Here is a 20,898-nt window from a genome sequence, read left to right as displayed (position 1 = left end):
TCCATTACTTCCAGATATTCCACGGACTTTGAATCCAGGCTGCGACGATCACCAAATAGGCTAGCGTCAACGGGATAAATACTTTCCAGCCAAGACGCATGATCTGGTCGTAGCGATAGCGCGGGAAAGACGCACGGACCCAGATAAACATCGATACCACCAGGAAGGTCTTCGCACCGAGCCAGATCCATCCAGGAATGAAATCCAGCAACTGCACGGGCGACGCCCACCCACCCAGAAACAGCAATGTCGTCAGAATCGAGATCAAAATCATGTTGGCATATTCAGCGAGGAAAAACATCGCAAACGACATGCCTGAATACTCGATCATATGACCGGCGACAATTTCGGACTCACCTTCGACCACGTCAAATGGATGACGATTAGTTTCGGCAATACCCGAGATGAAATAGATCACGAATACCGGCAGCAACGACAACCAGTTCCAGGACAGGAAGCCAATCCCTTTGTCGTAGAAGTAACCCTTACTCTGCCCCATGACGATATCAGTCAGATTCAGACTACCCGACACCATCAGCACGATTACCAGTGCAAAACCCATTGCGATTTCATACGACACCATTTGGGCCGACGCCCGCATCGCACCGAGAAAAGCATATTTGGAATTGGAAGCCCAACCCGCAATGATCACACCGTAGACTTCCATCGAAGTGATGGCCATCACAAATAGCAAACCTGCGTTGACGTTAGCCAACACTGTTTCGGGTCCAAACGGCACCACCGCCCATGCTGCAAGCGCTGGCATGATCGTCATGATCGGTGCAATAAAAAACAAATATTTGTTTGCCTTCGAAGGAAGCGTGACTTCTTTAAGCAGTAATTTCAGGGCATCAGCGATCGGTTGTAACAAGCCAAAAGGACCAACACGATTGGGACCAAGCCGGATGTGCATCCAGCCGATCAGCTTACGTTCCCAATACGTCAAATAGGCCACACATAACAGCAAGGGTACAACAATGATGACGATCTTGATAACGCTCCAGATCAAGGGCCAGATGTGCCCTAGATTAGCTACACCGGCGGCATTAATAGTGGAGATAAAATGATCCATTACGCTTTCTCCACCGCGATAGAGCCGAACATCGGCCCGAGTGCTGCAGTCGATGCATGCGCGGCGGCTACGCGCACAACGTTATCAGGCAAACCGGCATCCACTACTGCAATTAACATTGCTATCCCTCGTCCTTGCTTGACGGTGACGCGGTCACCGCTAGCAATGCCTAGCTTTTCGGCCAGCGTTACGGACAACCAGGCTTGCGGATTTTGCCCATCTGCCGTCTTTTGCAATGATGGTGCGCGACGGACTACCGCATCGGAAAAATAGATAGGCACATCTGCGATACGCTCTATACCTACGCTCTCCTGCGATTGTGTCGCCACCGGCATATCGAGGTCCGTCAGATTGTTTAAACGACTTTGAAAGTTTGCTTCTGCAGGATTGCTAGTACCGAGGACTTCCGCACGAATTGCTTCCGAAGTATCGTAATCAAAACCTGTCAAGCCGAGCAGGTTACCTAAAACGCGTAGTACTTTCCACGCAGGTCGTGCCTCACCCAAGGGGCGAACAGTACCATTGAAACTTTGCGCACGACCTTCGCAATTGACGAAGGTACCCGAAGTTTCGGTAAACGGTGCAATTGGCAGCAACACGTCTGCGTAGTCGGTAGCGTGCTTGAACGCAGACAGCATGACAACCATCTCGGCTTGGTCTAAGGCGGCACGTACTACCTGCGGATTAAAGCTGTCAAGTTCAGGCTCAACGTTTAACAAAACATATGCCTTACGCGGTTGCGCGAACATTGATTGTGCGTTGGCGCCCTTGCCTGCCGCGGGAATGGCTTGCGCAAGATAACCACCCACGGTATTACCCGCTTCGGTCATGTAGCCAAAACGTGCGCCCGTTTCTTGCGCGATCCATTGCGCGGCGGCGTGTAATTGGGACGCTTGCGGATGCTGAGCAGCCGCATTGCCTAACAGGACAGCTTTGGCCGAGCCAGATAACAAGCTGGCGGCCGTTTGCGCTGCCACAGCCGACGGAGTCACGTTTTCCAGACCTGCAGGTATCGCAACATTTTTAGCTTGTGCGACTGAAACTGCAACTTCGCCTAGCAAAGCCAACCAAGCCGACGGTGCAGCGATAATCTTGTTGGCAACTGGCATCAGCAAATCGTCATCGGTCGCATGCAGGATACTCAACTTAGCACCGCTCTTGACACTCAACCGTAACCGCGCCGACAGCAACGGATGATCTTTACGCAAAAACGAACCGATCAGAAATGCGCGATCAAGCTCAGCGAACTCGTTGATCGACATACCTAGCCATGGCGTGACCTTGCCATCAAGAGCGAAGTCGGACTGACGCGTGCGGAAATCGATATTCTCGGAACCAAGGCCACGCACAACTTTTTGCAGAAGCGATAGCTCTTCCAGGGTTGAATACGGGGTGCCTAGCGCGGCAATGGCATCTGGGCCGTGTTCATGACGGACATTGCGCAAACCATGCGCAACATATTCCAACGCTGTCTGCCATTCCACTTCTTGCCATTTTCCGTCTTGCTTCAACATTGGCTTGGTCAAGCGCTCGGCGCTATTCAAACCCTCGTAAGCAAAACGATCTTTATCAGACAACCAGCACTCGTTTACATCGTTGTTTTCCAACGGAAGTACGCGCATCACTTTGCCAGACTTAACCTGAACAATCAGATTGGCGCCGAGACCATCGTGCGGGCTGATTGATTTACGACGGGATAACTCCCATGTACGTGCGCTGTAACGAAACGGTTTGGAAGTCAATGCACCAACAGGGCAAAGATCGATCATGTTGCCGGACAGTTCAGAGTTAACCGTCTTGCCAACGAAGGTCGTAATTTCCGAATGTTCGCCACGGCCAACCATCCCGAATTCCATAACGCCAGCAATTTCCTGGCCAAAACGAACGCAGCGCGTGCACTGAATGCAACGCGTCATTTCCTTCATGGAGATTAGGGGACCCGCGTCTTTAGGAGAAACGACCCGCTTTTCCTCTTCGTAACGAGATGAGGACTTACCGTAACCAACTGCCAAATCCTGCAATTGACACTCACCACCCTGGTCGCAAATTGGGCAATCAAGCGGGTGATTAATCAGCAGGAATTCCATCACGCTTTTTTGTGCAGTCACAGCTTTTTCACTTGCCGTGCGCACGATCATGCCCGCGCTCACGGGTGTCGCGCAGGCAGGCAATGCCTTCGGCGCTTTTTCCACCTCGACCAGACACATGCGGCAATTGGCCGCAATGGAGAGTTTTTTGTGATAGCAAAAATGGGGGATATAAGTACCAATTTTATTGGCAGCATCCATTACCATGCTGCCCTCTTGGACTTCCACTTTTTTGCCGTCTATTTCGATTTCGACCATGGCTTTTACTTTTCTTGCCTAAGTATTTTGCTTACTGTTCTGAATTGCGCCATCACAAACACATCATTCCGTTGAATCAATCGTGTCATGGTCACGCATTAAATTTTAGCGCAGTGCCTTAAATATAAGCTGGCACGAGGCAATGCTTATGCTCAATGTGATACTCAAACTCTTCGCGATAATGCTTCAGGAAACCGCGCACCGGCATTGCTGCTGCATCACCGAGCGCGCAAATCGTGCGTCCCATGATATTGCCCGCAACCGTATCCAGCAGCTCGATATCTTCAGGTCGGCCTTGACCGTTTTCAATCCGGTGTACCAAACGGTATAGCCAGCCGGTACCTTCCCGACATGGCGTACATTGTCCGCAGGACTCTTCAAAATAGAAATATGACAAACGCTGCAATGCTTTGACCATGCAGCGCGTATCATCCATCACGATGACTGCGCCGGAGCCGAGCATCGAACCAGCCTTCGCGATGGCATCATAGTCAAGATCGGTATCCATCATGATGTTGCCCGGTATCACCGGTGCCGACGAGCCACCAGGGATGACAGCTTTAATCTTTTTACCGCCGCGCATACCACCCGCGAGTTCCAGCAGCTTGGCGAATGGCGTGCCCAACGGCACTTCATAATTACCCGGCAGCTCAACATCGCCTGAGATAGAAAATATCTTGGTACCGCCATTGTTAGGTTTGCCCAATCCAGCGTAGGCCGGACCACCCATGTTTAACAAAAACGGGACGGCTGCAAATGTCTCGGTATTGTTAATGGTGGTGGGTTTGCCATACAAGCCGAAGCTGGCCGGGAATGGTGGCTTAAAGCGCGGCTGCCCCTTTTTTCCTTCCAGGGACTCAAGCAATGCGGTCTCTTCGCCGCAAATATACGCGCCATAACCGTGAAATGCGTGCAACTGAAAGTTGAAAGCGCTGCCGAATATATTATCGCCCAACGCACCAGCGGCGCGCGCCTCTTCCAGCGCTTCTTCAAAGCGCGTGTAACCGGCCCAAATTTCACCATGAATATAGTTGTAACCAACCGTAATGCCCATCGCGAACGCACCGATCGCCATGCCTTCAATCAGTGCATGAGGATTATAGCGAATGATGTCACGATCTTTGAACGTGCCCGGCTCGCCTTCATCCGTATTACACACCAGATATTTCTGACCGGGGAATTGGCGCGGCATAAAGCTCCATTTCAACCCAGTAGGAAAACCTGCACCACCACGGCCGCGCAAAGAACCGGCCTTCAGTTCTGCAATGATTTGCTCGGGCGTAACGCCGTCGTTAAGGATGCGCTTTAACGCAGAATAACCGCCCCGTTTGACATAATCTTCGTAGTGCCAGTTGGCGCCGTCTAAATCCGCAAGGATAAGTGGGTTGATATGACGATTGTGCAAACTGGTCATTTTGGGCTCGCTTCCGACAACTCCGCTAGCAACCCGTCGATTTTATCGTTCGACATCCAGCTGCACATGCGCTTGTTATTGACCAACAATACCGGTGCATCACCGCAAGCGCCCATACATTCGCCTTCCATTAGCGTGAACTGGCTATCTTCGGTTGTTTCACGGTAATCGATACCTAATTTGTGCTTCAGGTGTGCAGCGGCTTTTTCGCCACCGGACAGCTGGCAGGGCAAATTGGTGCAAATCGTAATCTTGTGCTTGCCGATTGGCTTGGTGTTGTACATATTATAAAAGGTGGCGACTTCTTGCACCGCGATTGCAGGCATCCCGAGATAATCGGCAACATCCTGCATCGTTTCTGGCGAGAGCCAGCCTTTTTCGTCCTGCGCGATCGCCAATGCGCCCATCACCGCAGACTGTGATTGGTCTGAGGGAAATTTCGCTACTTCGCGATCGATCTTTTTATACGTATCTTGACTTAACAACATGTTGTTGACCATTCGTACGCGGTGGTATGCGCTAGTTATTGGTAAATTCACGGAGCACGGCAAAGCGTGCTATTTTAACGAATCCCTGCTTTCACCGCTGGCAATCCTACGGCGCTTCTGAAACGGACTTCGCTTTGTGTTGCGTACGGTATCTTCATATGTTTGCAAAACTTGCAATATTTGCCACATCATCAAATTGGTCCAATCCGTCTTAGATTCCCTCTTAGGGCACTTAGTAGTCTTTAAACCTGCCTTAGAAACCGATTACGCAATGAATATACGTGCTTGTAACGCAACCCTGGTCAGGTAAAAAACCGTTATTTGAAATCATGGGATTAACATATCATGACTTTAAAAAAACCCTCAGATTACCCTGCGATCTAACCGCTTTCTTAGCGATCAATTTCACCAAAAACAATGTCCTGCGTTCCAATGATCGTGACGGCATCGGCAATCATGTGGCCTTTAGCCATCTCGTTCAAACCTTGCAAATGCGGGAAGCCCGGTGCACGGATTTTTAAACGGTAAGGTTTGTTGGCACCGTCGGAAACGATATATACACCAAATTCACCTTTTGGATGCTCGACAGCCGCGTAGGCCTCGCCCGGTGGCACATGGAATCCTTCGGAAAAGAGTTTGAAGTGATGGATCAACTCTTCCATATTGGATTTCATATCGACGCGTGACGAAGGTGCGACTTTATGATTGGTCGTCATTACCGGCCCTTCGTTATTCCGCAACCATTCTACGCACTGTTTGATAATGTGATTTGACTGGCGCATTTCTGCAACGCGCACCAAGTAACGGTCATAACAATCACCATTTTTCCCCACGGGAATATCAAAGTCCAGCAGGTCGTATACTTCGTAGGGCTGCTTCTTGCGCAAATCCCATTCGATACCTGAACCACGCAACATTGGGCCAGTGAAACCCATCGCTTTAGCGCGCTCAGGCGATACGACGCCGACGCCGACAAGGCGCTGTTTCCAGATACGGTTGTCTGTCAGCAAGGTTTCGTATTCATCGACATACTTAGGAAATCTCACCGTGAAATCTTCGATGAAATCCAGCATCGAACCTTGACGGTTTTCGTTAAGCGCTTTGATCGCTTTTGCGTTACGAACAATCGATGCTTTGTGCTGCGGCATCTGGTTCGGAAGGTCGCGATAAACACCACCTGGTCGATAGTAAGCAGCGTGCATACGCGCGCCAGAAACAGCTTCGTAGCAATCCATCAAATCTTCGCGTTCGCGGAACGCATACAACAATACGGCCATGGCACCAACGTCCAGTGCATGCGCGCCAATCCACATGAGATGGTTCAGCAAACGCGTAATTTCATCGAACATGACGCGAATATATTGCGCGCGCAAGGGTACTTCGAGACCGAGCAGACGCTCAATTGCCATCACGTAACCGTGCTCGTTACACATCATCGAGACGTAGTCGAGACGATCCATGTAAGGAACGGACTGCAAATAGGTTTTTTGTTCGGCCAGCTTCTCAGTACCGCGATGTAACAGGCCAATATGCGGGTCGGCACGCTGGATCACTTCGCCGTCCAACTCCAGCACCAGGCGCAGAACGCCATGTGCAGCGGGATGTTGCGGACCGAAGTTCAGCGTGTAATTTTTGATTTCTGCCATTATTTGATCCCGTAATTGTCTTCGCGAATCACGCGTGGCGTGATTTCACGCGGGTCTATCGTAACAGGCTGATAAATCACGCGTTTTTGCTCTGGGTCATAGCGCATCTCGACATAGCCGGAGACAGGGAAATCTTTGCGAAACGGATGGCCGATAAAACCGTAGTCCGTCAAAATACGACGTAAATCGTTATGACCTTCAAACAGTATACCGAAGAAGTCGAAAGCCTCGCGCTCATACCAGTCAGCAGAAGACCATATGCCTGTCAGTGACGCCAAAATGGGCATTTCATCGTCCGGTGCGAAGACGCGAACCCGCAAGCGCCAATTATGCTCAAGAGACAACAGATGCGAAACCGCGGCAAATCGTGCACCATCCCAAATACCGTCACCATAGGTTGAGTAATCAACGCCACATAAATCGATCAGCTCTTCAAAGCGGGTGTCTGCATGATCGCGGAGCACACGCATTGCCGACAGATAATTTGACGCTTTGACTATGATAGTGACCTCACCGAAGGCCACAGCAAGACTTTGAAGGTCATCGCCTAGCGCATTGCGCACGGCGGCTTCAAGGGTTTCAAGTTTGGTCGTCATTCTGTTCTCTTAGCGCGCAATTGTATTGGTGCGGCGAATCTTATTTTGCAGCTGAATGATGCCATACAGCAGCGCTTCAGCCGTGGGAGGGCAACCGGGAACGTAGATATCGACCGGCACAATACGGTCGCAACCGCGCACCACCGAGTAGGAATAATGATAATAGCCGCCGCCATTGGCACACGAACCCATCGAAATCACCCAGCGTGGTTCTGGCATCTGATCGTATACCTTGCGTAACGCTGGCGCCATTTTGTTGCATAGCGTGCCAGCGACGATCATTACGTCAGACTGCCGTGGCGAAGGACGGAAGATTACACCAAAACGATCCATGTCGTAGCGCGAGGCACCGGCGTGCATCATCTCGACAGCACAGCAAGCCAGGCCGAACGTCATCGGCCACAAAGAGCCGGTGCGTGTCCAGTTAATGAGTTTGTCAGCCGTAGTGGTAACAAAGCCTTCGTTTAATACACCTTCAATTGACATGACTTACTCCCAATCCAAAGCGCCCTTCTTCCATATGTACCAGAAGCCGACGACAAATTCAGCGATGAATACCATCATCGTGATGAAGCCAGCCCAGCCGAGGTCACGCATGGCGACACCCCAAGGGAAGAAAAAGGCAGTTTCCAGATCGAACAAAATGAACAAAATGGCGACAAGGTAATACCGCACATCAAACTTCATGCGCGCGTCTTCGAATGCTTCAAAACCGCATTCGTATGGAGAATTTTTTTGAGCATCGGGCCGGTGTGGCCCAAGGATACGACCCAGCAATTGCGGCATAACACCTACCGCAATACCGATCAAAATAAATAATAGTACGGGGAAATAATTTTCGAGGTTCACGATTTTTTGCCAATGGTTTGAACGGTTAGCAGCGTGATAAAATATCCGGTGAGAAGATGTGGCTCCTTAATGTGGTTACATAAGCGCGTTACATAAGCTCATTACATAAGCGCGTTACATAAACCGCAACTCATTTCATCTCGTCACAATCAACTAATCAAACACTACAAGTTCCTCGATAAAAAAACCAGCGTAGGAACAACTTTGCGGACTTCAATAACTTGGTGCCGACGGCGAGACTCGAACTCGCACAGCTTTCGCCACTACCCCCTCAAGATAGCGTGTCTACCAATTTCACCACGTCGGCATAAGGGCATATTTTAACCTGTTTTAGCATTTTTGTTCAATGCACAATTTGATTAAAACCCTGTAATTCGTTTCTTTTTAAACTTATTTCGGGATTTGATTCGATGGATCGGTGCTATGCCCTGCTGAGGCCGCGTTTGACGCTGCCGCTGCAGCACTTGCGGCAACGGTCGCCGATGCAGTAGCCGCTGAATTCGGTGTTGGGACAGTTGTCGATGGGATGGCAGCCGCGGGTGCCGACGCCGCTGGCAAACTATCCATTACACCGCCAGTTGCTGCAGTGCGATGACTACCCAAATACACCAGACCCAGCGTCGCGCAGAAAAAAATCAACGCGGCCAGTCCAGTTGACTTTGACAGAAAATTCGAAGATCCGGTCGCACCGAACAAACTACCTGACGCGCCCGAACCAAACGCGGCACCCATGTCGGCACCTTTACCGTGCTGCAATAAAACGAGTCCGATAATCGTTAACGCAGACAACACTTGAACGACAACGATGATAGTAAGTACTGAGTTCATTTAATGATTTTCCAATGAAGAGATAATTATATTTTTTGCTTTTTTATAGCTTTAGTAAATACTTAAGTAACTGCTGCATGATCGCCAATAATTTGCCGCTATTGCAAGCCGCGTACAAATCGGCAATCACTTTAAAACTAACTGCGACTGCCTTTATTTCGGCATGGTCTTGCTCGCAATTTTTCACTGTTTGCCGATTGCTATCGCCATGTTGTGACCAGCAAAGAAACCGTTGTCGAAGCTTTGGCACCACTCTCTATTTAAGCGGAAGCCGCAATAGAAAGAAAATCTGCAGCTTTTAACGCAGCACCACCGATCAAGCCGCCATCAATATCCGGCATCGCCATTAATTCGGCTGCATTATCCGGTTTCATGCTCCCACCGTACAAAATCTTTACAAGCGACGCAGAATCGCGGTTTTTCAGTGCCACCCGGCTCCGTAGCGCAGCATGTACATCCTGGGCCATCTGCGGGGTCGCGGTCATGCCGGTGCCAATTGCCCAGACTGGTTCGTAAGCGATCACGATGCCGGTTAAGGCTGAAATATCTAACAGCGCCAGAACTGCTTCCAATTGCTCGCTCACCACTGCATCGGTCTGACCAGCCTGACGTTCTGATAAGGTTTCGCCAACACAAACAATCGGCGTCAGACCCGATTTCAATGCAATAACTGCTTTTTGCGCTACTACCTGACTGGTTTCGCCATGATACGCGCGTCGCTCGGAATGGCCGACGATGACGTATTTACATGCAAAGTCTAGCAGCATTGAGGCGGCAATCTCACCCGTATAAGCACCAGCGGAATGCACGGAGACATCCTGCGCGCCCCATGCCAATGGCGTGCCGGTCAACGCGGCCTGACACTGTGCGAGATAGGGCGATGGTACACAGACTGCGATATCGCAATTAAAGTGCCCCAGACCGGCCTTAAGTTCGGCCAGCAACGACGCGTTGGCAGCTAAGCTGCCATTCATTTTCCAATTTCCAGCTACGAGGTTGCGGCGCATTATCGGCGAGCCCACTATTTTAATAACCCGACATTCTAACGCGTGCAGGGTACGACGGTCAAACCGCCGAACTATTAAAGGTTTTTGCCGATCGCCGGAGTACGCCGCAACATGGGCGCCATATCGTCCAAACCCATTTTTACCCTAAGTTAAACGTCAATTCGTCGTCTAAACACCCAACGACCAGCATCAGAATCTTTGGCAACAAATTGATAGCCTTCGACGTTAAAATCCTTTAATTGCTCGGGATTAGTTACTTTATTGACCGTCGCATAGCGCGCCATCAATCCGCGAGCACGTTTTGCGTAAAACGAGATAATTTTGTATTTTCCATTCTTCCAGTCCTCAAAGACCGGTGCGACAATACTCGCTGCCAATACCTTCGGCCTAACTACTTTAAAATACTCGTCCGATGCCAGATTAACAAGAATATCGGTTTTCAGCTTTGCTAGCTCCTCGTTTAAGCCCAAGGTGACGGTGTCGTGCCAGAATGCATATAAATTTTTTCCTCCAGCATTAACTAACTTCGTTCCCATTTCCAGCCGATACGGTTGCATCAGATCAAGGGGGCGCAACATCCCATATAATCCAGACAAAATTCGTACATGCTTTTGGGTATAGGCCAACTCTTTATGACTTAAGGAACCGGCGTCGAATCCGGTGTAGACGTCGCCGTTAAATGCCAAAATTGCCTGTTTAGCGTTTGCCTTGCTAAAAGTCGGCGACCAGGAAGAAAATCGGGTCGCATTTAAGTGCGCCAAGGCGTCGGAAATATGCATCAGACCACCGACTTCAGCGGGCGACAACCTCTTCAACACCTCAACCAGCTCTGCGGAATGCGAAATATAATCTGGCAATGTGTGCAAATCGGTGGTTGGTGGCGTCGTGTAATCCAGCGATTTAGCAGGCGATAAAACAATTAACATAGATAATGTGCATTCAAAAAATAAACTTAGCGAAAAGAATTGTTCACCATGATACCGAAGCGCTTAGTAATCGACACAAATGTCTGCCTGGATCTGTTTGTTTTTCGCGATCCTCGTTGGGCAAAACTATTAAATGCACTGCAATCGGGCGAGGTTGAAGCAGTGACGCGGGCCGACTGTCGCATGGAATGGCAGCTAGTTTTGCATTATGCGCACTTACCTATTACCGACGAGACGCGCCCGGGCATCAATGCCGAGTTCGAGACGCTGATAAAATATATGGATTCCGACCTTTTATCCCCGCGCACCGACATCCGCCTGCCTATTTGCTCAGACCCGGACGACCAAAAGTTTTTAGAACTTGCCTTGGGCGCAAACGCTGCCACCCTCATCACCAAGGATAAGGCGCTACTAAAACTTGCCCGCAAGACCGCTAAAACAGGACTTTTTTCCATCGTTACACCGCAGGCCTGGATCATGCCGTCGGGACAAGCGCTGTAAATGTAGGCTCCCTGTGGCGTTATCGATAAACCGCTAAAATAATCCACTCAATGCGTAGTGTCGTTGCGCTGCTAAAACACCTCCCCTGCACTTATTACGTTGTTGAACCAAGCCAGACACGAGAACCTAATGACCAAGCCAGCGCACCTTAAGCCTATGACACCCCTTGCATTACAGTCAAAACTGCCAGCTGTCGGCACCACCATTTTCACGACCATGTCGGCGCTAGCGAGCGAGAAAAATGCTGTCAATCTGGGACAAGGGTTTCCTGATTTTAATTGTGATCCAGCGTTGGTCGAGGCGGTCAGCGACGCAATGAAAAGCGGGCTAAATCAATATCCCCCAATGGTAGGCATCCCTTCGTTACGCTTGATTATTGCCGAAAAAATTAAAAAATTGCACGGATACGCTTATGATTCGACGACAGAAATCACGATCACGGCTGGCGCTACGCAAGGATTGCTGACAGCGATCATGTGTGCGGTGCATCCGGGCGACGAAGTGATTGTCATCGAACCTGCCTATGACAGCTATGTGCCAGCGATCAAATTAGCCGGCGGAAAGCCCGTTTTCGTTCAAATGACGTTGAGCGCCGATGGCTATACAGTGCCTTGGGACCAAGTCTCGGCAGCGGTGACATCGCGCACGCGTCTTATCATGATCAATTCTCCGCACAACCCTACCGGCAGCGTATTAAGTGCGATCGATATTGCGGCATTAACAGACATCGTACGCGACACCGATATATTGATTTTGTCAGATGAAGTCTATGAGCACATGGTGTATGACGGTCTTGTCCATGAATCCGTCAGTCGTCATCCTGAGTTGGCCGAGCGCGCCTTTATCGTTTCCAGCTTCGGTAAAACCTATCATGTGACGGGTTGGAAAATCGGTTTTGTTGCCGCGCCCGCTGCGCTCTCGGTTGAGTTTCGCAAGGTCCATCAATTCAATGTCTTTACCGTCAATACGCCAGTCCAGCATGGAATTGCCGCATATATGAAGAACGCGGCACCTTATCTGGAATTGTCGGCGTTTTATCAGCGCAAACGCGATTTATTCCGGGCCGGACTGCAAGATTCTCGCTTCAAATTACTTCCTTCGGATGGCACTTATTTTCAGTGTGTCGATTATTCGGCGATCTCCGCGTCCAGCGAAGTAGATTTCGCTACTTGGTTGACGAGCGAAATCGGCGTGGCTGCGATTCCGGTATCGGCTTTTTATTCGACCCCGCGCGAGTCCGGTATTGTTAGATTCTGTTTTGCGAAGCAGGATGAGACCTTGCATAAGGCACTTGCACGCCTGAATACCATTTAGAGCTGCCCCCTACCCACCCGTATTGTTCAAAAAATGATTGCTCACAAGCAAAGGAAATAGCGATGATAGACGTCTATAGCTGGCCAACACCGAACGGACATAAAATCCATATTATGCTGGAAGAATGCGGCCTGCCTTATCGGGTGCATGCCGTCGATATCGGGGCTGGCGACCAGTTCGCTGCCGATTTTTTGTCGATTTCGCCCAATAATAAAATTCCGGCCATCCTGGATGAAGACGGTCCTGACGGAGCGCCTATTTCGCTATTTGAATCCGGCGCTATATTAATCTACCTGGCGGGCAAAACGGGACAGTTCCTTGGCAATACCGACCGTGAGCGGTTTAAAACACTGGAATGGTTGATGTTTCAAATGGGTGGCGTTGGGCCTATGCTGGGTCAGGCGCATCACTTCCGTCTGTATGCGCCGGAGCAGATTGCATACGCGGTGGATCGATATACTAATGAAGCCAAGCGAATATACGGCGTGATTGACAAACAGCTTTCTGAAAATGCCTATTTAGCCGGGAGCGAATATACCATTGCTGATATTGCGACCTTCCCGTGGCTACGGTCATGGAAAAACCAAGGCGTTGAATTAAGTGATTTTCCACACCTGCAGCAATGGTTTAATACCATCAGCCAACGCCCGGCAGTCATGCGCGGCGTGGAAGTACTGGCGAGCCTGCGCAAGCCGCTAACCGGTGACAAAGAGCGTAGCGTTCTATTTGGCAATCAACAGTATGAAAAAAGATAGCTGACGCGATTCTGGACAATCTGTGGCGCTTCCCTATTGATACCGATGGGGAAGGCCACCTTTATCGATAGCACCGTTGTACAGCGGACAGAGCGGAGGTCATTTTTCCTTCTTAAGCTTATCGTCGGTCAGACCCAACTCCTTCCGTAACTCAGCCCTGGCGGTCGCAAATTCTGCATTAAAATCTTCGCGCGTCATTAAATTCGCCGCAATCAATGTTCCAGCAATCCGACCCGCCTCGATATCGGACGGATAGTGCACCCCAGCCACGATCCGATTGTGCGCATATTCGCGCGCGCGCAGCATGATTTCGCTCCGTTTTTCCGGCACCATGTTCGCCAGCACGATACCCATCAATGTCCCGGCTGTGGCATGTCCTGAGGGATAAGATCCTGATGCTGTCATCTTGACTACCGGCTTCACCAGATCACTCGCCAGATAGGGCCGTGGACGCTGCCAGAACTTTTTTGGTGCATCCACAACCGCGCCTTCCGAACTCACGACTCGCGCAAAAAAGGCAGAAAATTTCGGCAAATTCTCGACGTTAAAACGTGGTCCCAAAATATCGGAAAATCGCCCGATATTTTCTACTGCGTCTGCTTGAGCGCGGGCGACCATTTCCGGCGTACGTGTCACCTGTACAGTCAATATTTCGCCTAACTCTGCCTTGGTTTGTGATGATTCACTGGCTGGTGGCGGGGGCAATAGTTTGGCAAGGTCTATCTCCTTTGCGGAAATAAACGGCTCGGCGCCCTTTGCGTGAGTGGGTGCGCTGACGACGCTGAGCGCTGTAATGATAATGAAAACCAACGATGCTGAAAATCGACGCATAGCAATGACCTTAAAAAAATTAACGTAACGTGGACCCAAAAGGCACTGTCGCTGATTTGATATCAAGCCAGCGTTAGTAATTTAATAAACAACCTTAGTCAACATATTTAACGCGTGAACTCGACCCATATCTGGTACAACTTATCGCTGCCGCGCATATCAGAAGGCGGCTCTGGATAGCGCGCGCTCTGTACCGACTGCAATGCAGCCCGATCAATCATTCCAATGGCGCTCGATATCACTACACGGGATTGTGAAGGGACGCCATCGCGCAGATGAAATTCAACCCGAACACGACCAGAAAAATGTAACGCTGCCGCCGCAGGTGGATAGGCAACCGCAGCCTGAACCGCAGCACGAACCTTGGCTGCATATTCAAGACTGACGTCCGTTTTTCCACTTGCTACCGCAGGTGGCGGTGCTGGCGTAGTCGGCACAAACGCGGGTTCAGACATAGCGCTCGGTGCCGGGGAAAGTGGTAGTGGCTCTGCAGTTGCGATTGCCGCCTTTGGTGGCTGGGGCGTTTGTATTTGCGGTTTTGGCGGAACTACTTTGGTAATGGGTTTTGGCTGCGGTCGTGCCACAGGCTTAAGCGGTTCAGGGGGTTTAGGCGTTGGTGGTGCCTCTGCTGGCGGCTTGTCCTCACTGATCAACGTGATCGGCACCGGCTCAGATAACGCAGGTTTTGAGGGTGTTGTCACCAGAAAAATAACGACAACCGCCACCAGCGCAGCCTCAACCAGAACAGCCAGACCAAAAGCTTGAACGGGGAAACGGTGGGTGCTGATAAGTGCAGACATAACGGCCTATTTACCGGTGGCGTTACGCGTAGCAAGACCGATTTCAGTCGCACCACCGTTGCGGATCGCATCGATCACTTCCATCACCTGCTGCAACGACGCGGTCTGATTACCAGCGATGGTGACCGAAGTTTTGGCGCTATCACGCTGCCTGAGTAGCGCGGTTAGTTGTACTGCCGTCAGGGTGTGATTCTCAACCAGCAGCGCGCCATCCGGTGCAATTTCTACCAGCAATTTTGGCGGTGGAATTGTCACCGCTGTCGAACTGGTCGGCAACCTGGTGACATGACCAGACGATGGAATCATGCGTAATGTCAGCATCGCGAAAAATACCAGCAGAAACAGCATGATGTCGATCATCGGAATGATCTCTATTCGGGCTTTTCTTGTTTCAAGATAACGCATTTCAGGCCCTAACCGGCATAACGAATGATTTAACATGAGAGGTACCCGACGAAACCAGCGAAGTCACATTCGATGCCAAACGATCATGGCGGTTCACGAGCATGATCTTGATGGTTTCAAGTTGATGTAAAACGATCCGGACGCGGGTGTGCAACGCATTAAAGAATACCAGTCCGATCATCGCAATCAAGAGACCAGAGGCCGTCGCAATCAGCGCTTCGGCAATGCCGCCGGTAATTTGTGCCGCACCGTTTTGGGCATCACCGAGAACATGGAACGCGTTAAACATCCCTATGATGGTGCCAAACAAACCCAGCAAAGGCGCCAATGTAATCACCGTATCCAGCACCCATAGCGAGCGATCAAGAATAGGGACTTCATGCATGATGGCCTCTTCCAGATGACCTCCGAAAGTCTCACGATCAGTACTGACCGGCTCTTTCTTTAATACGTTGAATAACCGGATATGCGGTAGTTTTGATAGCTTTTGAGGGACTGACCAGATAGCAAGTTGTACGTCTTCTTTTTTTAGCATGGCAATTAGCTGCTCGCCGCCCTGCTGCATATTGGAAAGATGACTAGTCCGTTCAATGATCACCGTTAAGGCTACCAGCAAGAGCAGCAGCATCAGATATAGTGTGCCGCCGGAATCATTGGCTAATTCAAATAGATGGGGAATATTCATGATTAAAATTGGGAGTAAAAACTCTGGTCAACAATCGGAATGAAAAGTCAAATTCACCCATGAGGAAGCCTGGCCTCCCCATGAAATGCATAACAAATTTAGAAATCCAGCGTGAGGGTCAATGACGTACTACGTGTCGGCAGCAAGGTCAATAAATCGCCCGGTGCCGGAACGGACGTTTTTGTGGTCGCTGGCGTTACCCCGACGATGTTCTGCTTATTAAATAGATTGTTGACGCCTAACTGTACCTTGGCTTGCCTGGCCCAGCTGACGGGATGCTTCCATGCATAGTTGACGAACAGGTTCGACAAAATAAAAGGATTAATCACAACGGCTTCGTGCGTGCCACCGTTATCGTTAAACATCTTGCCGACGCGTTTGGTAAACCAACCGCTGTTCCAGGCACCCTGCTCGTAGCTCAGTCCCAGAGTTTCTGTGTCGCTAGGTGCACTGGCCACCCATTGACCGCTGGAATACTTGGCGCTGCCGTATGTACCGTTGATATAAAGGTTAAATCCGCCGCCAAGCATGATGTTGCTTTCCGCTTCGATGCCTTGCGTAACCGACGTTCCGTTAGCATAAAACGTCGTGTTCCCGGTCGCGTCTGTGGAGGACGAATACGCATTATCAAATTTGATACGATATGCATCCACATCGAGCGTGAACCGTTCAGATTTCCAGACTGTTCCGATTTGATAAGTCTTCGTTTTGACCATCGAAGGCAATACCGTGACATTCGCATTTTTGACGTCAAAAACGTTAGTCGGCGGTATTTCGCTTCCAGTCGCAAACTGTGCATAGGCGGACCAGTTTGATTGCAACTTATAGTGCATGTCCAGCGACGGCAGCGCCGCATTGTAGGTGGTCGCATGGTTGATGCCAGGCGCGCCGCCAAGGTTACCGACCGCTTTACCGTTATCGGCAAATTGCGTGAAATCCTGGCGATAAGAAGCGTACTTGATGCCGGGCGTAATTTTCAGATCGTTCGTGATGTTGAACGCGTATTCAACAAATGGCTGCAAAGTCGTTGTCTTAAACTTCTCATGAAAATTTGGTAGCACTGCATCAATCCACGTGCGCGGATCGGAAGGAATCTGGTATCGGTTCGTGTCTGCATATTCCGACCATAAACCGGTGCGGAAAGTCCCCATGCCTGATTCCTGGCTCACGCGCAGCAAATTGCCATAGGTCCGATAGGCATTCAGTTTATCGGTCCCACTGGTCGTCGTGATGGTGGTGCCGTTATAATTTTGCTGGTTGTGATAAGCATAGGTGTACAGCTTGTCGTCCAGCGTCCAGCCGTTGCCAAGATTAGATGTCAACCCAACATACTCAAAATCTGACGTGACGTGATAAAAGTTATAGCCGTAATAGTTGGCCCGCGTCGGATCGCCACTCATTAAATAATTGTTACCATATTGTGCGGCTTGCGCACGCGTTGGTCCCTTGGTGTTCGGCGTATTGGTGTGCAGATCAATGGACGAGGCAAAGAAGGTCAGGGCGGTATTATCGGTAATTGCAAGCTGGTATTTTAGCGAGATCGCATCACGCTTTTGCTTGTTATAGGTCTGATAGCCATCCGACTTCATCTCATGCACATTGAACAAAAGATTAGACGAACCATCAGTACCGAACTGTCCGGTTTCATGCTCAACGCCGATCAGCGACGTATTCCAGGTACCATACGATCCCGTTACGCTAGTCCGTTGTTGCCGATCAAGGTTACGCGATAACAGATTAATTGAACCACCAAAATTGGCCGGTCCGATAGTCGCAGCCGAACCTGGGCTGCGGTCAACGATCGCGCCACCTATAAACTGTGCCGGAAAAAACGCCCAGGTATGATGGGTCGGGCTGTTAGTGTCCTGAAACGGAATGCCGTCGAACGTGACCGAATAATCGCCATCCTGAAAACCACGGAAATAAGTCTTCGTGTCGCCCAGGCCTGGACCGTTGGGGCTATAACTGTACACACCCGGGGTCATTTGGATAACTTGACTAAAGTCGGCGATGGGCGATGTGTAGTTACGAATGAATGACTCGCTCACTTCGGACTGCGCCGAGCGCGCCGTCAGCGAACCTTGGGACGGTGCGCTTTTAGCGGCACTCGGTACGTTCACGGCCTGGCTAGCAATGCCCGATCCATCGGCAGCGCTGACGGCGCCGAGATCAGTAGCTTGCTGCGCGAAGCCTGCAACTGGCGTGACGATGCATAACATGGCGATCGCACGCAAAATATTGATATTGCTTATTGCAAGGTTCGATTTAACGATTGGATTAACGTCGCGCTTGCGGCTTGCTTTGCGGCTTGTCTTGCGGTGTGACTTGATACCGGATTTGACGCTTGGCTGGACGATCGTGTTGAACGCTGGCTTGACACAAGGTGCTTGCATGATGTCTCCTGTAGAAAAGGAGGCATATTAAAGAAGCAATATTTCATCCTCATGACGTTGTCATAAAACAACGTTAGCCACGTGCAAATCCTTCTCGTTACTTTGACTTTCATATTTTTATGCTTCGGGAGCAGGATAACGCACGCTCAATATGTCCAGCTCATCCATTCCCGCCGGGGTCATGAGGGTGACCGACTCACCCTCATGCGCCTTGGTGAGGGCGCGCGCAACAGGGGATATCCAGCTTATTTTTCCGTGCAGCGGGTCTAGTTCATCAATCCCGACGATGGTCACCGTATGTTCTTCACCGGCATGATTTTGGTAGCGTACCGTAGCGCCAAAAAACACCTGATCACGACCATGGTGAACACTAGGATCAACTATCTCGGCTTGATCCAAACGTTTGGTCAGAAACCGAATCCGCCGGTCGATTTCACGCAGCCGACGTTTACCGTAAATGTAGTCCCCATTTTCGGAACGGTCACCGTTGGAGGCCGCCCACGACACAATACGCACCACTTCAGGCCGAGCGTTATCTATCAAATCCAGTAACTCCGCTTTCATGCGGGCATGTCCGGCGGGCGTCATATAATTTTTTGTGCCAGCAGGAATCGGCGGCAATCCAAACTCCAGATCGTCGTCGTCGCCATCGGACTCTTTGACAAAGGCTTTATTCATAATGACTATTGTAGAGCGTTTTTGCCAACACTCGCAACCTCCTCGGCGTCGTCTTGCATCGGTCTGCCGGGACGTACCAAATAAGATTGTTGCATTAAGTAATCGCGAACATAATACGTCTGCACACAACTGCAAATACGGTCTATGAAGCGATGAGGAAATGCGACACATAAGACTATGATGATGCATCATGTGTGGTGCGCAGGCAGTGATTAAAAATCACTCAACACAATCGTCAGCTGGTTGAACGCCATAGGGCATAAAAATAACACTGGGTGTTATCCATCACTCCATTGCACAACTTTGACAATCTTTCCACTGGATAAATCCATATGTCAGTTACCTCCTCCAATATTAGCCGCCGTTACCGTATTGGCCTAGCCTCAAATCGCACTCACCAGGATGCCGCGCACTCCCCGCTCGCACAACTCATCAATGGCAGTCGGGCTGCTATTGAACATTTGCAGCCAAACCTGATCGTTGTGGGACGCACGCTGGATGCCATCAATCAACTCGGATTATTAAATGGTTATCCGCACATTGAGCGTTTTCCGTATGGTCGGCAAGGGGGCTTGATGAAGCTGGTTTCACGCGTGGTGGACAGCGATCCTGCGCGCACACTGGACGCTGTCATTTATCTGATGGACCCGGTAGATCCGTCCTCGACGTTTCCTGAAGCGGTGGCGTTAAAACGCCAGTGCGTGATTCATGGCAAGCCTTTTTTGTCGACTTTGGCTGGCGCACGCGAGTGGCTTGAGCTTGAAGCGACCGCGCAAGGAGCGGCCCGCAACGCTGACCTCGACGTGACTTTTGATTTGGCAAGCGAGGGCATTGCGCTGATCGCGCATGATGCTATGAAAGAGCGCATGCTAGCGATTGCCGAACGTCATTTCTCGTTGCTGGATCAATTTGCGTTTCGCTGTGCAACGGGCACAACCGGCAGTTTGCTCAACAAGTTGGCGCAAAAGATTAAAGGCGAAGAAGCTGGCCGAAATTGGGTGAAACCATTTTTGAGTGGCCCAATGGGCGGTGACGCGCAAATCGCCGAACTGATCCTGGACCGCGATCAGTGCCGGCGCGTACTATTTTTGGAGGACCCTCACGTTGCGCGCCAGCACGAAGCAGACATTCAGTTACTAGAGCGCGCAGCCCGCACGGTGACAGACTACGCGTTGTGTATCAACGACGCGGGATGCGGTGAGCGTTGGCTGGCGTTGTTGCAGCAGCGCGTGGCTATCCAAGCGCGCTAAAACTTCAGTCGGCGCCTACGGCCCGGCGCGAATACCGCTTTGTGCGGTGTTCGCTAAAGGTCAGAGATAATTTTACTAGAGGGAACAGATTGCCTAAAGACGGCGCGACCCGAAT

Annotated in this window: 21 protein-coding genes and 1 tRNA gene; 4 read left to right on the top strand and 18 right to left on the bottom strand. The window is 50.5% G+C overall.

The window, feature by feature from the left end:
- Positions 1 to 4: 4 nt before the first annotated feature.
- From nuoH to yaaA, 12 genes are all read right to left on the bottom strand, one after another.
- Complete coding sequence (gene nuoH / locus HAV38_RS11305) at positions 5 to 1,072, bottom strand: NADH-quinone oxidoreductase subunit NuoH (RefSeq protein ID WP_168055391.1); 1,068 nt, start codon at positions 1,070 to 1,072, stop codon at positions 5 to 7.
- Positions 1,072 to 3,417, bottom strand: coding sequence for an NADH-quinone oxidoreductase subunit NuoG (gene nuoG / locus HAV38_RS11300; RefSeq protein WP_168055389.1), 2,346 nt, complete (start codon positions 3,415 to 3,417; stop codon positions 1,072 to 1,074). The genes nuoH and nuoG overlap by 1 nt, the downstream gene beginning before the upstream one ends.
- Before the next feature lie 118 nt (positions 3,418 to 3,535).
- The gene (gene nuoF, locus HAV38_RS11295; protein ID WP_168055387.1) at positions 3,536 to 4,831 is read right to left on the bottom strand and encodes an NADH-quinone oxidoreductase subunit NuoF; all 1,296 of its coding nucleotides are present in this window, start codon (positions 4,829 to 4,831) and stop codon (positions 3,536 to 3,538) included.
- Positions 4,828 to 5,331: an NADH-quinone oxidoreductase subunit NuoE gene (gene nuoE / locus HAV38_RS11290; RefSeq protein ID WP_168055568.1), complete on the bottom strand. Its 504-nt coding sequence runs from the start codon at positions 5,329 to 5,331 to the stop codon at positions 4,828 to 4,830. The genes nuoF and nuoE overlap by 4 nt, the downstream gene beginning before the upstream one ends.
- A 380-nt stretch (positions 5,332 to 5,711) precedes the next feature.
- Positions 5,712 to 6,965 carry an NADH-quinone oxidoreductase subunit D gene (locus HAV38_RS11285; protein WP_168055385.1) on the bottom strand — a complete coding sequence of 418 codons (1,254 nt, stop codon included), beginning with the start codon at positions 6,963 to 6,965 and terminating at the stop codon, positions 5,712 to 5,714.
- The gene (locus HAV38_RS11280) at positions 6,965 to 7,561 is read right to left on the bottom strand and encodes an NADH-quinone oxidoreductase subunit C (RefSeq protein ID WP_168055383.1); all 597 of its coding nucleotides are present in this window, start codon (positions 7,559 to 7,561) and stop codon (positions 6,965 to 6,967) included. Before HAV38_RS11280 ends, HAV38_RS11285 begins: the two co-directional genes overlap by 1 nt.
- A 9-nt stretch (positions 7,562 to 7,570) precedes the next feature.
- The gene (locus HAV38_RS11275; protein WP_014005578.1) at positions 7,571 to 8,047 is read right to left on the bottom strand and encodes a NuoB/complex I 20 kDa subunit family protein; all 477 of its coding nucleotides are present in this window, start codon (positions 8,045 to 8,047) and stop codon (positions 7,571 to 7,573) included.
- A gap of 3 nt (positions 8,048 to 8,050) precedes the next feature.
- On the bottom strand, positions 8,051 to 8,410 hold the full coding sequence (locus HAV38_RS11270; RefSeq protein ID WP_108439673.1) for an NADH-quinone oxidoreductase subunit A: 360 nt from the start codon (positions 8,408 to 8,410) through the stop codon (positions 8,051 to 8,053).
- Positions 8,411 to 8,632: 222 nt separating this feature from the next.
- A tRNA-Leu gene (locus HAV38_RS11265) sits at positions 8,633 to 8,717 on the bottom strand.
- A gap of 83 nt (positions 8,718 to 8,800) precedes the next feature.
- Positions 8,801 to 9,238: a preprotein translocase subunit SecG gene (gene secG, locus HAV38_RS11260; RefSeq protein WP_168055381.1), complete on the bottom strand. Its 438-nt coding sequence runs from the start codon at positions 9,236 to 9,238 to the stop codon at positions 8,801 to 8,803.
- Between the two features lie 260 nt (positions 9,239 to 9,498).
- Positions 9,499 to 10,245, bottom strand: coding sequence for a triose-phosphate isomerase (gene tpiA, locus HAV38_RS11255; RefSeq protein ID WP_168055379.1), 747 nt, complete (start codon positions 10,243 to 10,245; stop codon positions 9,499 to 9,501).
- Positions 10,246 to 10,394: 149 nt separating this feature from the next.
- The gene (gene yaaA / locus HAV38_RS11250) at positions 10,395 to 11,171 is read right to left on the bottom strand and encodes a peroxide stress protein YaaA (RefSeq protein ID WP_168055377.1); all 777 of its coding nucleotides are present in this window, start codon (positions 11,169 to 11,171) and stop codon (positions 10,395 to 10,397) included.
- Positions 11,172 to 11,219: 48 nt separating this feature from the next.
- On the opposite strand from yaaA, the gene HAV38_RS11245 reads away from it, so the two are divergent.
- The 3 genes from HAV38_RS11245 to HAV38_RS11235 all read left to right on the top strand — a co-directional run bounded on the left by HAV38_RS11245 (position 11,220) and on the right by HAV38_RS11235 (position 13,741).
- Positions 11,220 to 11,672 carry a putative toxin-antitoxin system toxin component, PIN family gene (locus HAV38_RS11245; RefSeq protein WP_168055375.1) on the top strand — a complete coding sequence of 151 codons (453 nt, stop codon included), beginning with the start codon at positions 11,220 to 11,222 and terminating at the stop codon, positions 11,670 to 11,672.
- Positions 11,673 to 11,801: 129 nt separating this feature from the next.
- Complete coding sequence (locus HAV38_RS11240; protein ID WP_375791658.1) at positions 11,802 to 12,986, top strand: pyridoxal phosphate-dependent aminotransferase; 1,185 nt, start codon at positions 11,802 to 11,804, stop codon at positions 12,984 to 12,986.
- A 62-nt stretch (positions 12,987 to 13,048) separates the two neighbouring features.
- Entirely contained in the window at positions 13,049 to 13,741 is a 693-nt protein-coding gene (locus tag HAV38_RS11235) for a glutathione binding-like protein (RefSeq protein ID WP_168055373.1), read from the top strand.
- A 99-nt stretch (positions 13,742 to 13,840) separates the two neighbouring features.
- Here the strand turns inward: HAV38_RS11235 and HAV38_RS11230 are convergent, their stop codons facing one another.
- The 6 genes from HAV38_RS11230 to greB form a co-directional block, all read right to left on the bottom strand.
- Complete coding sequence (locus HAV38_RS11230) at positions 13,841 to 14,572, bottom strand: acid phosphatase (protein WP_168055371.1); 732 nt, start codon at positions 14,570 to 14,572, stop codon at positions 13,841 to 13,843.
- Positions 14,573 to 14,679: 107 nt separating this feature from the next.
- Positions 14,680 to 15,372: a TonB family protein gene (locus HAV38_RS11225; protein WP_168055369.1), complete on the bottom strand. Its 693-nt coding sequence runs from the start codon at positions 15,370 to 15,372 to the stop codon at positions 14,680 to 14,682.
- Positions 15,373 to 15,378: 6 nt separating this feature from the next.
- Entirely contained in the window at positions 15,379 to 15,777 is a 399-nt protein-coding gene (locus HAV38_RS11220) for an ExbD/TolR family protein (RefSeq protein ID WP_168055367.1), read from the bottom strand.
- Between the two features lies 1 nt (position 15,778).
- On the bottom strand, positions 15,779 to 16,462 hold the full coding sequence (locus HAV38_RS11215) for a MotA/TolQ/ExbB proton channel family protein (RefSeq protein WP_168055365.1): 684 nt from the start codon (positions 16,460 to 16,462) through the stop codon (positions 15,779 to 15,781).
- 98 nt (positions 16,463 to 16,560) lie between these two features.
- Positions 16,561 to 18,855, bottom strand: a complete 2,295-nt coding sequence (locus HAV38_RS11210) for a TonB-dependent receptor (RefSeq protein ID WP_245182326.1) — start codon at positions 18,853 to 18,855, stop codon at positions 16,561 to 16,563.
- 117 nt (positions 18,856 to 18,972) lie between these two features.
- Positions 18,973 to 19,533: a transcription elongation factor GreB gene (greB, locus tag HAV38_RS11205; protein ID WP_168055363.1), complete on the bottom strand. Its 561-nt coding sequence runs from the start codon at positions 19,531 to 19,533 to the stop codon at positions 18,973 to 18,975.
- A 332-nt stretch (positions 19,534 to 19,865) separates the two neighbouring features.
- Here greB and HAV38_RS11200 point away from each other — a divergent pair, with 332 nt between their 5' ends.
- A complete protein-coding gene (locus HAV38_RS11200) occupies positions 19,866 to 20,783 on the top strand; it encodes a methylglyoxal synthase (protein WP_168055361.1) in 918 nt (305 codons plus the stop codon).
- Positions 20,784 to 20,898: the final 115 nt, after the last annotated feature.

The sequence above is a fragment of the Glaciimonas immobilis genome, assembly GCF_011947285.1.
In the GTDB taxonomy this organism is placed as follows: domain Bacteria; phylum Pseudomonadota; class Gammaproteobacteria; order Burkholderiales; family Burkholderiaceae_D; genus Glaciimonas; species Glaciimonas immobilis.
The sequence above is the reverse complement of the archived record's forward strand: the minus strand, read 5'-3'. Positions and strand labels throughout refer to the sequence as shown.